Raw genomic sequence first — 14,982 nt, forward strand, 5'->3', positions numbered from 1 at the left:
GGTTAGAGTCCCGCCGCCTTGCGCAAGGCTTCGTTGATCCGCCCCTGCCAACCAGGGCCATCCGCCTTGAAGCTTTCGATGACATCCGGGTCCAAGCGCAACGAGACATGCTGCTTGGTCTGCGCCAGTGTCGGCCGGCCGCGACGTATCAGCGCCTTGCCGCGATAGGCGTCGGCGCCATTAGCCCAGTCTTGCGCCAATTTAGGCGCGTCATCCGGATCGCTCCAACTCGCGCCGGTAGATTTCGCGTTCTTCATCATCTGCAATCCTCATGGAGATGACGCGAACTGCATCATCTCGTTGGGTCCAGACACAGACGACAGGGCGCTCTTTCAGCGCACCCAGCATGATATGGCGAACCTCGCCATAATCCTTTCGATCGTCCATTCGGACCAGATAAAAACCGTCAAAAACTTCAGCAATAGATTCAAAATCGAGGCCGCGCTCCTCAAGGGTGCGCTGGCGCTTATTCGGATCGTACTCGATCTTCATGGCGGCGTGCTTCCTTATGGGCAAAAGCGCCCGGTTGGCTGGTCATCACGGTCCTCCATCTATGGCCGCACGAAGCGGCATATTTTTTGTAGCACACAAAACGTGAGTTGCAAATTAAATGTAGCACATAAATCCTCGCCCTTCCCAAATCTCCCGCCCTCGGATAGGGGCAGTCGCCTGATGCGTTGAGACGCCACGACATTTCTGGAGACTCCCCATGCGCGCCGAAGCGCAGCAATATATCGACCGTATCGACGCCGCGCTGGAATTGCTGCGCCGCTTCCTCGACTGGGACCGCGCGCTGCGCCGGCTTGACGAGCTGAATGCGCGCGTCGAGGACCCGACCCTGTGGGACAATGCGAAGCTGGCGCAGGAGGTGATGCGTGAGCGCACCCGGTTGGAAAGCGCGATCGGCGCCACCCGCGCGATCGAAGGCGGCAAGACCGACAATGCCGAACTTATCGAGATGGCCGAGGCCGAAGGCGACGAGGAGATGGTGACCGAAGCCATCGCGTCGCTCAAGGCGCTGGCCGACCGCGCGGACGAGGACAAGATCAAGGCGCTGCTCGCCGGCGAGGCCGACGCCAGCGACACCTATCTGGAAATCCACGCCGGGGCTGGCGGCACCGAAAGCCAGGACTGGGCCGAAATCCTCTCCCGCATGTATCGGCGCTGGGCGGAACGGCGCGGCTACAAGGTCGATCTGGTCGATTATCAGGCGGGCGAAACCGCGGGCATCAAGTCGGCCACCTTCCTGATCAAGGGCGAGAACGCCTATGGCTATGCCAAGACCGAAAGCGGTGTTCACCGCCTGGTCCGCATCAGCCCCTATGACAGCGCGGCGCGGCGGCACACCAGCTTCTCGTCGGTCTGGGTCTATCCGGTGATCGACGACAATATCGATATCGAGGTCAAGGAAAGCGACCTGAAGATCGATACCTATCGCGCATCGGGCGCGGGCGGGCAGCACGTCAACACCACCGACTCCGCAGTCCGCATCACCCACGTCCCGTCGGGCATCATCGTGGCGTCGCAAAATGACCGGTCGCAGCACAAGAACCGCGCCACCGCGATGAACATGCTGAAAGCGCGCCTGTACGAAGCGGAACTGCGCAAGCGCGAGGAAGCGGCGAACACCGACTATCAGGCCAAGACCGAAATCGGCTGGGGCCACCAGATCCGTTCCTATGTGCTCCAGCCCTATCAGTTGGTGAAGGATCTGCGCACCGGCGTCACCTCGACCGCGCCCGACGATGTGCTGGACGGCGCGCTCGACCCGTTCATGGCCGCCGCCCTCAGCCAAAAGGTGACGGGCGAAAAGGTCGATGTGGAGGATGTGGACTGATGATCCGGGCGGTCATGGCGGGCGTATTTGTCCTGCTGGCCGCCTGCGACCAGATTGGCGGCGGCAAGGATTCGCATCGCTCCGCCGCGGCGGCGCCCTTTCCGCAGGCCGACCGGCCGGTGGCCCCGATCGTATCGACCCGCTGGTCGAGCGAGGAAGCGCGCGACCGGGTCAACGAAGCGGAGGATATCATGGACCGGGCGGGTATCCGTTCCGGCATGACCGTCGCGGATATCGGCGCGGGCGAGGGCTATTACACCGTGCGGCTTGCCCGACGAGTAGGGGCCAAGGGTCGCGTCCTGGCTGAAGACATCATGCCCGAAGTGATTGAGGCGCTGTCGCGCCGCATCACCCGCGAGAAATGGGATAATGTCAGCCTGAAGCTGGGTGCGCCGGAAGACCCCAAACTACCCGAAAACAGCTTCGACCGGATCATGATGGTCCATATGTATCATGAGATCGCCGAGCCTTACGCCTTCCTCTGGCATCTCAGCCCAGCGCTGAAAAAGGATGGTGAACTGATCGTGGTCGATGCCGACCGGCCGACCGACCAGCATGGCGCGCCGCCGCGGCTGCTGGCCTGCGAACTGGCGGCGATGGGATTCCGCATGGAGCAACTAATCCCCAAGCCCACGGCGGGTGGCTATCTGGCGCGGTTCCGCCGCATCGCCGCGCGGCCCGACCCGGCCAGCATCGTCCCCTGCGCCTTTCACGGCTGAACGGCAGGGTTAATTTTTGCCTCATGCTTCTTGTTGAGATGCCGGCATGGCCCGATGGCGTAAAGATCGTGCAGGGAGGCTGCGGCATGACCGATCAGGGGTCTTTCACGGCATGGGAGATGCGACCGCGGGGCGCCGCGCGGCACAAGCTGTTCGAACCCCTGGCGATGCGCCATGCCGGGGTGCCGCTGCGCGCCCATATGTTGGACCTGTCGGTATCGGGCGCATTGCTGCACGCCGAACGACCGCCAGGAATCGGCGACAGCGTCATCATCGAATTGCAGGAATTTTCGGCTGCGGCGCATGTGGTCTGGGTCCGGGCCAAGCGTTTTGGCGTGCGATTCGATGTGCCGCTGACCGAGACCGCGGTGCGCGCCATGCTTGATGATGGCGGCGCGGGTTGCGCATGAAGGGCAGGCTGCTGTAGGCAGGCGGCCATGCATTTCGACGATCAGCTCCAGCGTTATTTCGGGACAACCGGGATAGACAGCCTGCCGCCCGAAGCGGTGGAAGCGGGGATCGAGCGGATGCGGGTCGATCTGGGGCTGGAGAAGGATCGCGGGCGGCGGTTCGCACTTTGGTCGCTGTTGTTCCTGCTCGGCGATGCGCCCGACCTGGACGTGGCGTTTAAGGATGCGGCGGACCGGGATGCGGCGCGCAACTTCATGGAGCTGACCGAAAGGGGCTGAACTCGCCTGCCTTGCAGGTCGATGTTTTCGCTTACGCGCCCGTTATGTTACGATCATATATGTTACGATCATAATGGTGGATCGCGCCATCACTGATCGCTGCCGCTGACACAGGCGCGCGCGGGCGCGTCATGCGGCGCGGGGCGGTTGGGCTTTCTTGTCCGCGGTGGCGGGTATGTCCGCCATCGCGGCGATGTCCTGCCACCAGTCGTCGATGCAAGGGTTGAGAATCGCCAGGCTGCCATGGCGGGGCCGTGCGTGCCAGACGGACGCGATGCGCAGATAGCGCCATTGCGGATCGCAGTTGATGGGGATGTTGCGAAAGCGGCTCTGCGCGCCGGTCGTTACGGGATCGATGGGGCGTAGTTCGCTGGGCACTTCACGCCAGCCGCCATCGGGGAATCGCACAGAAATCGTCATGGCCTGCCTCCATCCCCGCCGTCGCTCTTCCATAACGCGCTACAAACCTTTGAGTTCATTGCGCCTTATCGCAAAACCGTCGGGCCGCGCAGGCGCGCTAAACGACACATAAAAATGCGATTTTTCCGCAATGGCACGTAATGCAATTGCGAATAGGTCGCATTATCTTTATGGCGGGTCCCTATCGAGTCGAAAAAGGGGCGTTGAAATGAAGGTAAAGTGGATCGCATTGGGTGGCGCAGCGATCATGGCTTCGTGCCATACGGTTGCCTATGCTGCGGATGGCGCCATGATTGCGGACACGGATCAGGACAGCATCATCGTCACCGCCGCCACCACCGGGTCGAAGACCGACACGGCGCTGGTCGAACTGCCCCAGCCGATCAAGGTCATCACGTCCGAGCAATATCTCTCGCAGGGCGCGATCAGCATCTCCGACACGGTCAAATATGCCGCCGGCGTGCTCGCCAACCCCTATGGCCGCGACACCCGCGTCGACGGTTTCAACGTGCGCGGCCTGGATGCGCTCCAGTTCCGCGACGGGATGCGCGACATTTTCAGCTATTATGCCAGCATCACGTCGGACCCCTATAATTTCTCGCGGGTGGAAATCCTGCGCGGCCCGGCTTCCGTGCTATTTGGTCAGGGGTCAATCGGCGGCTTGGTCAACCTCGTCAGCAAGACACCCGAATTTCGCACCGGCGGCGAACTGAACCTTGTTTACGGCAGCTATGACCGCAAGGAAATCATGGGCGACGTCAATGTCGCGCTGGCCGATAATCTGGCGGTGCGGTTCGTGGGCCGCGCCCGCGACGCCGAAACCTATGTCGATCATGTCCCTGATGACCGGGTGATGTTCGCCCCGTCGATCCGCTGGCAGCCGACGCCCGACACCGACATCGTCCTGACAGGCCTCTATCAGGAGGATGATACGGGATCGACGTCGCAATTCCTGCCGATCGTCGGCACTTTCCTTCCGAACACGGCCTATCCGCAAGGCAAGCTGGGTCAATATGCGTTCGTCGGCAAGCCCGGCTGGGACCGCTATAATGGTCGCTCGCTGCAAGGCGGCGGCTCCATCACCCACAGTTTTTCCGACGCTATCAAGGTCAATCTGAAGGCGCGCTACATCGACAGCGACCTAGAATATAACACCCATTATGCCAACAGCTACGCCAATCCCCAAAATCCCTTCGAGGCGGATGGGCGCACCATCGGCCTTTATGCCGATGCCAGCGATGCAAAGATGAACGTCTTCTCGACCGACAACAATTTCCAGTTCAATTTCAACACCGGCGCCACTGTCGAGCACAAGCTGCTGGTCGGCATCGACTATAGCTGGAACAAGGTCGGCAAGCGCTATGCCGGCGGTTACGAGATCATCGACCTATACGACATCGATACTGACGCGCTGCTCACCGATGATCCCAGCGGTCCCTATATTTATGAATCGCAGAAGCAGCTTGGCGTCTACGTTCAGGACCAGATCCGCCTCTACGACCGCGTCTCGGTCGTGCTGGGCGCGCGCCGCGACCGCGTCACCGGCTCGTCGGGGCAGAAGGACAATGCGACCACTTTCCGCGCCGGCATCATCGGCGAGATCGGCGCAGGCGTCTCGCCCTTCTTCAGCTATACCGAAAGCTTCCTGCCGGTCGCGGGGCGCATCGACAATGGCGATGGCACGTTCGGCGCGCCCTACCGGCCGCAGACCGGCACGCAATATGAGGCGGGCGTGAAGTGGCAGCCCGACATCAACACGCTGGTCACGGCCACGGTCTTCAAGATCAAGGAACGCAACCGGGTCCTCTATCTTGCCGCTGGCGGCACCGCCCAATCGGGCGTGCTGGACACCAAGGGGTTCGAGATCGAAGCCAGCCACACATTGCCCGGTAATTTCGAACTGCTGGCCAATTATGGCTATGCCAAGCTCAAGTCCGAAACCAACACCAGCCTCGACTATATGCCGCGCCATACGGCGTCCTTCTGGACGACCAAGACCTTCGGCCTGATGGACGAAGCCCAACTGCGCTTGGGCGGGGGCGTCGTCTATAGCGGCAAGAGCGTATCGACCAGTTCGCTCTGGTCGATCGTCACCCCGGCCCGCACCACGGTCGACGCGCTGGCGGAAATCAACTGGAATAGCTGGCGCTTCGCGCTGAACGCGACCAATCTGCTCAACAACGAATATTATGCATCCTGCCTGGCGCGTGGCGACTGCTTCGTCGGTGCGCCGCGCAATGTGATGGGCACGGTCGGTTTCCGCTTCTGACGATCATAAGGAGAGAGAGCATGAAGAGATTGTCCATGGCGCTGGTGGCGCTGGTGGCCCTGTCGTCCACGGCGCAGGCGCATGAAATATGGGTGGAGCGCGACGGCGCCGGGCCGGCGCGCATCTATCTGGGCGAACCCGGCGATGTGCTGCCGGAAGGCGGCGATCCAGAGTTTGAGAAGCTCAAAAGCCCCAAGCTGGTGCCCGCGTCGAGCGCGCCGCAAGTCCGTAAGGCCGGCTATATCGAGGTGGCCGCTCCCGCTGGCGACGTGCGCGTCATCGACGACAGCGTGTTCGCGCCCTGGGGCGAAGAGGGCAAGAAGGAGGGTGTGATCTATTATGCCCGCGCCGGCCGCGCGCAAGCCAAGGCGGGTCTGCCGCTGGAGATCGTGCCAACCGCCGCCAACGCCGACAGCTTTACCCTGGTTCGCGACGGCAAGCCGGTGCCCGCAACAAAGCTGACCGTCATTTCGCCTGACAAATGGACCAAGGCCTTCACGACCGACGCGCAGGGGCGCGTGACGCTGCCGCTCAAGGAAAAGGGCCGCTATATCCTGAGCGCGACGCATACGGAAAAGGGCGACCTCAGCCTGGCCGGACAGAAGGTCGCGACCCTCTATCACATGGCGACGCTAACCTTCTTGAACGACTGAATAACAATGTGACGGCGCCTGTCATGGATTTGACTTGGCGCCGTCGCCCAATCCACATTGCGGTGCAACATGACGCGGATAGGGCGCCCCGGACTGCACGTCCAAGGGGGACTATTCAACATGCGTATCACCACCGCTCTGCTGATGGCGTCGACCGCCATCATCGCCCAATCCGCTCACGCCCAGACTGTCGCGCCTGTCGCCGACGCCGCTGCCGACGGCGCGGACATCATCGTGTTCGGCCGGGGCGAAACCCGTCAGGTGCAGGAAATCTCCGCCAAGGACATCGTCGTGCTGACGCCGGGCACCAATCCGCTCAAAGCCATCGAAAAGCTGCCCAGCGTCAATTTCCAGTCGGCCGATCCGTTCGGCAATTATGAATGGTCGCAGCGGATCACCATCCGCAGCTTCAACCAGAACCAACTGGGCTTCACCTTCGACGGCATTCCGCTGGGCGACATGAGCTATGGCAACCATAATGGCCTGCACATCACCCGCGCGATCAGCAGCGAGAATATCGGCAGCGTGCGCGTGTCGCAGGGCGCCGGCTCGCTCGGCACGCAGGCGACCGGCAATCTGGGCGGCACGGTCGAGACCTTCTCGATGGACCCGGCCGAAGCCTTCGGCGCGCAGGGCAACCTGACCTATGGCAGCGACGACACCTGGCGCGCCTTCGGTCGCGTCAACCTGGGCAGCGCGGACGGCATCCGCGGCTATGTGTCCTATGGCTATGGCTCGACCGACAAATATAAGGGCGAGGGCGTCCAGGACCAGCATATGGGCAACGCGAAGGTCGTGATCCCGGTCGGCGACGCCAAGATCGATGGCTGGCTGAGCTATTCCGACCGCCGCGAGCAGGATTATCAGGACATGTCGATGGGCATGATCAATCGGCTGGGCTGGGACTGGGACAATACCTATCCCGACTATGCCCGTGCGATCGACTATGCCGATCGCCTGAACGATGTCGACCTGGTCAGCAACAGCGGCGGATCGCCCTTCCCGGACGGTCGGCTTGACTATAGCGGCGCGCCAGTCGGTGCGCAGACCTATCCCGGCAATGTCACCAGCGCCGACGACGCTTATTATGACGCGGCCGGCCTGCGCAAGGACTGGCTGGGTGCGGTGGGCCTGACCACGCCGATTGGCGATGCTGCGACGTTCCAGATCAAGGGCTATTACCACAATAACAGCGGCATGGGCCTGTGGGCTACCCCCTATACCGCCAGCCCGAACGGCGTGCCCATGTCGGTGCGGACCACCGAATATGACATGGACCGGATCGGCGTGTTCGGCAGCGTCGACTATACGCTCGGCATCCAGAACCTCAGCGTCGGCGCCTGGTATGAAAATAATCAGTTCCATCAGGCGCGCCGCTTCTACGCCTTCGCCAGCCGGACCGCGCCGGGCCTGTCGTTCCGCGACTATCCCAAGAATCCGTTCGCGACGCAGTGGGAGTTTGATTTCACCACCGACACCTTCCAATATCATGTGCAGGACAAGATCGACCTCGGCATGGTGACGATCAACCTGGGGTGGAAGGGCTTCAAGGTCACGAACAAGGCCGAAGCCATCGTCCAGGCGACGTTTCCGCAGGGCAAGATCAAGGCGGAGGACTGGTTCCAGCCTCATGCCGGCTTCGCGGTGGAGCTGAGCCCCGAAGCGGAAATCTTCGGTGGCTTCACCCAGGTGACCCGCGCCTTCGCCAGCGCCACGACCACTGGTCCCTTCTCCACCAACCAGGCCGGTTTCGACGCGATCAAGGATGATCTGAAGCCGGAGACGTCGGACACGTTCGAACTGGGCCTGCGCTACAATACGCCGGTCTTCAACGGCACGCTCGGCGCCTATCTGGTCAACTTCAGGAATCGCCTGCTCGCGGTGCAGGTGGGCAGCCCGATCCAGGGTCTGGCCTCCGCCCTTCAAAATGTCGGCGGCGTGCGCGCGGTCGGCGTCGAGGCGGCGGGCGACCTGAAGCTCGGCCATGGCTTCGGCGCCTATGCAAGCTACAGCTACACCGACGCCACCTATCGCGACAATGTGTTCAACAGCAGCGACGGCACGCTGGTCGCCGCGATCAAGGACAAGACCGTGGTCGACAGCCCCAAACATATGCTGCGCGGGGAGGTGAATTACGACCAGGGTCCGATCTTCGGCCGGATCGGCGTCAACTATATGTCGCGCCGTTATTACAGCTACACCAACGATGCCTCGGTCCCCAGCCGGGTCATCGTGGACGCCTCGATCGGCTATCGCTTTACCGACAAGATCGAGTTGCAGCTCAACGCCACCAATCTGTTCGACAAGAAATATGTCGGCACGATCGGGTCGGGCGGCTTCGGTAACAGCGGCGACGCCCAGACATTGCTGGTCGGCGCGCCGCAGCAATTCTTCATCACCGCCAAGGCCGGGTTCTAAAATCATGAAAAAGGTCGCGCTTTTCCCGCTCCTCCTCGCCGCTTTCGTTCCGACGGCGGCGCTGGCGGAGCCCTTGCTCCTGATCTCGATCGACGGGCTGCGGCCCGGCGACGTGCTGGAGGCGGACAAGCGCGGCCTTTCCCTGCCTAATCTGCGCCGCTTCCTGACCGAGGGCGCCCATGCGTCGGGCGTCACCGGCGTCGCGCCGACATTGACCTATCCCAGCCACACGACGCTGATGACTGGGGTATCGCCCGCGACACATGGCATCGTCGCCAATAACAGTTTCGATCCGACCGGGATCAACCAGGGCGGCTGGTACTGGTATGCACAGGACATCAAGGCGCCGACCCTGTGGGAGGCCGCGACCAAGGCCGGCCTGTCCACCGGCAATGTCCATTGGCCGGTCAGCGTCGCGGCCAAGGGTGCGACCTGGAACCTGCCGCAAATCTGGCGCACCGGCCATGCCGACGACGCGAAATTGCTCGATGCGCTGGCGACGCCGGGGCTGAAAGGGGAATTGGAGGCCAAGGTCGGCCAGCCCTACGCCATGGGCATCGACGAAAGCCTGCCCGGCGACCAGAATAGGGGCCGTTTCGCCGCCGCGCTGATCGCCGCGCACAAGCCGCAATTCCTGACCGTCTATCTTACTGCGCTCGACCATGAGCAGCATGAAAAGGGGCCGGACACGCCTGCCGCCAAGGCGGTGCTGGAAAAGATCGACGCGATCGTTGGCGACCTCATCGCCGCCGAACGCAAGGCGCATCCCGATGCGGCGATCGCACTGGTCAGCGACCATGGGTTCGAAGCGACGCAGACCGGCCTCAATCTCTTCCGCGCCTTCATCGACGAAGGCCTCATCACGCTGGACAAGGACGGCAAGGTCGCGTCCTGGCAGGCGATGCCCTGGATAGCGGGCGGATCGGCCGCGATCATGCTCGCGCGCCCGGATGACGCCGCCATCGCCAGTCGGACGAAGGCGCTGCTCGACCGTCTCGCCGCCAATCCGGCCAACGGCATTGCGGCGGTGCTGGACAAGGCGGCGATCGCCCAGGTCGGCGGCAATCCGCAGGCGGCCTATTATGTCAATCTGAAGCCCGGTTTCGTCACCGACATCTTCCGCGGCGCGGCCGCGCCTCTGGTGGCGCGCACGCCGGTCAAGGGAATGCACGGCTATCTGCCCGGCCCCGCCCATCTGGAGGCGACCTTCATGGCCATGGGCAAGGGCATTGCCGCGGGCAAGGATCTGGGCCGGATCGACATGCGCGCGATCGCGCCGACGCTGGCGACGATCATGGGCGGGACGCTGCCCGATGCACAAGCGGCGCCGATCGACCTGCGGTAACAAATTTGCGCACAAAGCGTCATCGGATTGACCGATGGCCTTCATGCCGCTGCAACCGCGCCGTAAGCGGCGCGTCATTTGCCCGCTGTAATCTGGCGCAATGACAGCGACACATCCCCGCCAGATCCGCATTCCGGCTGCCGACAAGGCGCGGTTGCATATCCTCTTCCTCGCCAAGCACGCCCGCGCCGGCGGCCGGCCCGATGCGCAGGACGGCAACCATGCCGTCTATCATCATGAGATGCGCACCACGCTGGAGGCGATCGGCCTGCATGTCGATGTCGCCGACAGCTATGACGCGCTGTTCGATCGGCCCGACGCCGATTTCGTCGTCACTCTTCTGAACCGCGGCGGTTTCCAGAATAGCGAGATGCTGGCGCCGCTGCTACTGAGCCGGCACGCCGTGCCCCATCTGGGCGCCAGCCCGATCGTGCGCGGCCTGTCCGACGACAAATATCTCAGCAAGTTGATCGCGCGGGCGCGGGGTGTGCCGACGATGAACGCACAGCTTTTCCGCCGCGGCGGCCTGTTCGATGCCCCCGCCTTCCAAGCCGACCGGCTGGTGGTGAAGCCCAATGCCTCCTCCGCATCGTGGGGCGTCAACATGGTCGATAGCTGGTCGGAAGCTCATGCCCATGCCGACAGCCTGTTCGCGCTCGGCCATGACGTGCTGGTCGAACAATGGGCGCCGCTGCTGGACGTCGCGGTGCCGGTGATCGGCGGCAGCGGCGGCCAGCCCTGGATATTGCCGCCAATGCTCTACGTCCCCGCCGATCCCCATCGCGAACGCAGTTATGAGGAGAAGCGCGGCCTGATCGACGCGGGCGACGATCCGCTGGTGCTGGTCGAAGATATGGACCTGCGCGACCGGCTGGAGGCGATGACGGCCGCGCTGCTGCCCGAACTCTGGCCGTTCGATTATGGCCGGTTCGAATTTCGCTATGATCCGGCCAGCGGGCAGCTGCTGTTCATGGAAGTGAACCTGTCGTGCAACCTGTGGTCGAAGAAGACGATCGCCCGCTCCGCCGCCTCGATCGGTCTCGATCATGGGGAACTGGTTGAAACGATCGTCGGCCATAGTCTGGCGCGGCAGGGCTTGCTGAGCGACGCCATCGTGCGGGTGGCCGCATGAGGACCGGCGGCACAACGGCGATCCTGCTCGCCGGGCGGCGCGATGGCGCGACCGATCCGCTGGCGCAGGCGGCCGGCGTCACCCATAAATGCCTGGTCCCGGTCGCGGGCCAGCCGATGCTGCTGCATGTGGTCGAGGCGCTGGTCGCCAATCGCCGGATCGGGCAAGTGCGCGTGGTGATCGAAGATTCTGCGCTGCTGGCCGGCCTGCCGCCGCTGCGCGGGCTGCTCCATAGCGGCCGGGTCGTCGGCGTGGCGGCGCAGCCCAATCTGGTCGACAGCGTGCTGGCGGGGGCGGACGGCGCGGCGTTCCCCTTGCTCATCACCACCGCCGACAATGTGATGCTGACGCCCGAAGCGGTGGACGAGATGCTGGACGGATGCATGGCGCAGGGGGCGGACGCCGCCGTCGCCTTCACCCGCCGCGCGTCGGTGCTGGCCGCCCACCGCCAGGGGCAGCGTAAATTCTACAATTTCGCCGATGACAGCTATTCCAACTGCAATACATATTGGCTGCGCGATCGGGCGGCGCTGAAAGCGGCGGAGACGTTCCGGTCGGGCGGCCAGTTCGTGAAGCATCCCGCGCGCATCATCGGCGCTTTCGGCCTGCTGAACCTCATTCGCTTCCGGTTCGGCATCGGCACGCTGGATCAAGCCTTCGCGCGCTTTTCGCGCCGTTTCCGCCTGACCATCAGTCCGGTGATCCTGACCGATGGCGCGGTGGCGATCGACGTTGACAATGCGCGCTCGCATGGCGTCGCCACGGCTTTGCTGGAACAGCGCATGGCCATGGCGCAGGCGGCGGAGTAAGGCTTGCTCACGCTGCGCGCGCTGCCGGTCCGGCGGGACGGCGGCAACAGCCTGATCGCCGCCTATCATGATGGGCTGGCGCGCCACTGGTCGCCGGTGCGACGGCTGGCGGGGCATGGCCTGTCGGCAATCGGCTGTGGCGGCTGGTCGCCCGCCGAGCGGCTTTATCTGGGCGAAGCCGTGCGGACGCAGGGCCTCAGCATGAAGGATCGCAAGGGCCTGCATCGCCTGCTCAACCCCGGCGCCTTTCCGCTTTCAAGTAACATATTGAAAAATAAACAATTATTTGCGAAAATCGCCGCTGGCTTGCCGCTGCCGGACGCCTGTGATCCCGATGCGACGGACCTCGATGCCTGGCTGGCCGGGCAGGACGACATCATCGCCAAGCCTAGCTATCGGTCCAAGGGGCAGGGCGTGGCGCGGTTCGTCCGCCAAGGCGACCGTTGGCGCAACGGCGATTTTTCCCGTACAACTGTCCAACTCGTTGTATCTTTGCGCGCGCTCTGGCGCAGGGGCGGCGTCATCCAGCAACGCCTGCCGACGCATAAAGCGCTGGCCGACCTGTCGCCGGGCGCGCTGCCGACATTGCGAATCGTCACCTGCCTGAACGAGGCTGGCGCGCCTGAAATCTGTGACATGGCGCTGCGTCTGTCGGCGGGCGGGCCGCGGCCGGTCGATAATTTCAACGCCGGCAATCTGGTGCTGGCGGTCGATGGGGATGGGCGTTGCGGCGCGGCCTGGCGCAGCGGCGGCAAGCGCGCGCCATCCCGCCACAGCCGCCACCCCGTAACCGGCATGGCGATCGAAGGCGCGACCATTCCCGATCATGACGCGGCGCGGGCGCTGGCGCTCCAGGCGCATGAGCGGTTCCGGCAGGGTTTCACCCTGATCGGCTGGGACATCGGCCTCACGACGCGGGGACCGGTGCTGATAGAGGGCAATTGGAACCCCGGCACCGACATCGTGCAACTGGTGAACGGCCGGGGCGTGGCGGACAGCCGGCTGGGCGCGCTCTATCGTCACGCGCTCGATCGATTGACCGACGCGGACTGGCGCGGGGCGGGGGCTGTGCAGCGGGATCGGCGATGAAGGTCGCCTTCTATGTCCACGCGCTCGCGGCGACTGGCGTGGTCCGCAATGTGCGCCTGCTCGCTGGCGATTTTCACGCGCGCGGCCATGATGTGACGCTGGTGACGGCGCTGCCCGGCGGGGAAGGGGTGGCGGGCGTGCCGCATCATGCGCTGCTGGCGCGGACGGGCGGATCGCGGATGCTGCAAAAATGGCGGGCGATCCCGCGACTTCACGCCTATTTGCGCCGCGCGCGACCGGACATATTGCTGTCGGCCGGCAATCACGGTCATCTGACCGCGCTGCTGGGCAGCCGGGTCGTGCCGGGCCTGCGCCGCATCTATCGTATCAGCAACGACCTGCGCCGCGCGGCGCCGGGGACGCCGGGGAGACTGGGCGGTTCGCTGGGCCGGTTGCTCGCGATACGCCTGCTGGCGGCGGATGCCGACCGGCTGGTGCTGGTGTCGCCGACGCTGGCGGTCGGCGCCTTCGCGCGCGCCCTCGCCGAAGGCCGGGCGCATGTGATTGAAAATGCGATCGATCCCGCCATCGCCCGCGCCTGCGCAATCGGGCCATCGCCCCATGGCTGCTATGACGATGGCGTGCCGGTGATCGTCGCGATCGGTCGTCTCGCGCCGCAGAAGAATTTCGGCACGTTGCTGACGGCATTTGCGCAGCTGCGCCGCGAAGGCACGGTGGCCCGGCTCGTCATATTGGGCGAAAGCCGCGACCGGTCGCAACAGGCGCTGCGCGCCCAGGCCGATGCGCTCGGCATCGGCGCGGACCTGCTGCTGCCCGGCACGGTCGACAATGTATTCCCCTGGCTCACGCGCGCTGGCGCGTTCGTGCTGCCATCTTGGTGGGAAGGGTCGGCCAATGTGCTGCTGGAGGCGATGGCGCTGGACGTGCCGGTCGTCGCCTCGCGCAGCGCCGGCAATGCGGACTCGCTCTTGGGGCAGGGTCGCTATGGGCTGCTGGTCGATCCGTCGGACCCGGCCGCCATGGCGCAGGCGATGGCGCGGCAGATCGATCCGACGCGCGCCATTCGGCCGGGCGACCGGATCGACGCCTATCGGCTGGACGCGATGTTGAACAACTGGGCGCGGGCGATCGCTTGAACCGGGTCGCGCGACCGTTGCGCATCCGAATGGATCGCCGCGCGTTGTGCCGGCATGACAGACAATTTCGCTATCCTGCCCCATTTGCTGGCGCTGACTATCGCCTATGTCCTGGCCCTGCCGATAGGCTGGAATCGGGAGCGGGCCGAACGTAGCGCGGGGATACGGACCTTTCCGCTGGTCGCGGTGGCAAGCTGCGGCTTCGTGCAGGCGGTCGAGACGATGATGGCGCATGACCCCGCCGCCATGGCCCGCGTGCTGGAAGGCGTGATCGCGGGCGTCGGCTTTCTGGGCGGCGGCGCCATCCTGCAACAGAAAAACAGCGTCCGGGGCACGGCGACGGCGGCGAGCCTGTGGGTGACGGGCGCAGTCGGCGTGGCGGCGGGCCTGGGCAGTTATGATGTGGCGGTGGTGCTGACCGCTTTTACCTTGCTGACCTTCTGGGTGCTGGCGCCGCTCAAGCCGACGGAGAATGAGCGCGACGAGGATAGCGAAGGCGTCTGAC

Annotated in this window: 16 protein-coding genes; 13 read left to right on the forward strand and 3 right to left on the reverse strand. The window is 64.2% G+C overall.

Annotation, left to right across the window (positions count from 1 at the left end):
• Nucleotides 1-2: 2 nt before the first annotated feature.
• Nucleotides 3-200, reverse strand: coding sequence for a BrnA antitoxin family protein (locus tag V473_RS01685; RefSeq protein WP_066599788.1), 198 nt, complete (start codon nucleotides 198-200; stop codon nucleotides 3-5).
• Nucleotides 201-210: 10 nt separating this feature from the next.
• Nucleotides 211-492: a BrnT family toxin gene (locus tag V473_RS01690; RefSeq protein ID WP_066599790.1), complete on the reverse strand. Its 282-nt coding sequence runs from the start codon at nucleotides 490-492 to the stop codon at nucleotides 211-213.
• Nucleotides 493-709: 217 nt separating this feature from the next.
• On the opposite strand from V473_RS01690, the gene prfB reads away from it, so the two are divergent.
• The 4 genes from prfB to V473_RS01710 all read left to right on the forward strand — a co-directional run bounded on the left by prfB (nucleotide 710) and on the right by V473_RS01710 (nucleotide 3,245).
• Nucleotides 710-1,837 (forward strand): peptide chain release factor 2, encoded by a 1,128-nt coding sequence (gene prfB / locus V473_RS01695; RefSeq protein ID WP_066599796.1) that lies wholly within the window; start codon nucleotides 710-712, stop codon nucleotides 1,835-1,837.
• Nucleotides 1,837-2,556 (forward strand): class I SAM-dependent methyltransferase, encoded by a 720-nt coding sequence (locus tag V473_RS01700; protein WP_066599802.1) that lies wholly within the window; start codon nucleotides 1,837-1,839, stop codon nucleotides 2,554-2,556. The genes prfB and V473_RS01700 overlap by 1 nt, the downstream gene beginning before the upstream one ends.
• Nucleotides 2,557-2,642: 86 nt before the next feature.
• The gene (locus tag V473_RS01705; RefSeq protein ID WP_066604856.1) at nucleotides 2,643-2,966 is read left to right on the forward strand and encodes a PilZ domain-containing protein; all 324 of its coding nucleotides are present in this window, start codon (nucleotides 2,643-2,645) and stop codon (nucleotides 2,964-2,966) included.
• A gap of 27 nt (nucleotides 2,967-2,993) precedes the next feature.
• On the forward strand, nucleotides 2,994-3,245 hold the full coding sequence (locus V473_RS01710) for a hypothetical protein (protein WP_066599806.1): 252 nt from the start codon (nucleotides 2,994-2,996) through the stop codon (nucleotides 3,243-3,245).
• 129 nt (nucleotides 3,246-3,374) lie between these two features.
• Here the strand turns inward: V473_RS01710 and V473_RS01715 are convergent, their stop codons facing one another.
• Complete coding sequence (locus V473_RS01715) at nucleotides 3,375-3,665, reverse strand: hypothetical protein (protein WP_066599809.1); 291 nt, start codon at nucleotides 3,663-3,665, stop codon at nucleotides 3,375-3,377.
• Between the two features lie 208 nt (nucleotides 3,666-3,873).
• Here V473_RS01715 and V473_RS01720 point away from each other — a divergent pair, with 208 nt between their 5' ends.
• From V473_RS01720 to V473_RS01760, 9 genes are all read left to right on the forward strand, one after another.
• Nucleotides 3,874-5,934: a TonB-dependent siderophore receptor gene (locus tag V473_RS01720; protein WP_066599811.1), complete on the forward strand. Its 2,061-nt coding sequence runs from the start codon at nucleotides 3,874-3,876 to the stop codon at nucleotides 5,932-5,934.
• 20 nt (nucleotides 5,935-5,954) lie between these two features.
• Complete coding sequence (locus V473_RS01725; RefSeq protein WP_066599814.1) at nucleotides 5,955-6,587, forward strand: DUF4198 domain-containing protein; 633 nt, start codon at nucleotides 5,955-5,957, stop codon at nucleotides 6,585-6,587.
• A 120-nt stretch (nucleotides 6,588-6,707) separates the two neighbouring features.
• Nucleotides 6,708-9,005, forward strand: a complete 2,298-nt coding sequence (locus V473_RS01730) for a TonB-dependent receptor (protein ID WP_066599816.1) — start codon at nucleotides 6,708-6,710, stop codon at nucleotides 9,003-9,005.
• A gap of 4 nt (nucleotides 9,006-9,009) precedes the next feature.
• A complete protein-coding gene (locus V473_RS01735; protein WP_066599818.1) occupies nucleotides 9,010-10,350 on the forward strand; it encodes an alkaline phosphatase family protein in 1,341 nt (446 codons plus the stop codon).
• Nucleotides 10,351-10,450: 100 nt separating this feature from the next.
• Nucleotides 10,451-11,482, forward strand: coding sequence for a D-alanine--D-alanine ligase family protein (locus V473_RS01740; protein WP_066599822.1), 1,032 nt, complete (start codon nucleotides 10,451-10,453; stop codon nucleotides 11,480-11,482).
• Entirely contained in the window at nucleotides 11,479-12,291 is an 813-nt protein-coding gene (locus tag V473_RS01745) for an NTP transferase domain-containing protein (protein WP_066599828.1), read from the forward strand. The genes V473_RS01740 and V473_RS01745 overlap by 4 nt, the downstream gene beginning before the upstream one ends.
• A 3-nt stretch (nucleotides 12,292-12,294) precedes the next feature.
• Nucleotides 12,295-13,380, forward strand: a complete 1,086-nt coding sequence (locus tag V473_RS01750; protein WP_066599831.1) for a sugar-transfer associated ATP-grasp domain-containing protein — start codon at nucleotides 12,295-12,297, stop codon at nucleotides 13,378-13,380.
• Complete coding sequence (locus V473_RS01755) at nucleotides 13,377-14,477, forward strand: glycosyltransferase (protein WP_066599833.1); 1,101 nt, start codon at nucleotides 13,377-13,379, stop codon at nucleotides 14,475-14,477. Before V473_RS01750 ends, V473_RS01755 begins: the two co-directional genes overlap by 4 nt.
• Before the next feature lie 54 nt (nucleotides 14,478-14,531).
• Nucleotides 14,532-14,981, forward strand: a complete 450-nt coding sequence (locus tag V473_RS01760) for an MgtC/SapB family protein (RefSeq protein WP_066599836.1) — start codon at nucleotides 14,532-14,534, stop codon at nucleotides 14,979-14,981.
• Nucleotide 14,982: the final 1 nt, after the last annotated feature.

Source organism: Sphingobium cupriresistens LL01 (genome assembly GCF_001046645.1).
GTDB classification, from domain to species: domain Bacteria; phylum Pseudomonadota; class Alphaproteobacteria; order Sphingomonadales; family Sphingomonadaceae; genus Sphingobium; species Sphingobium cupriresistens.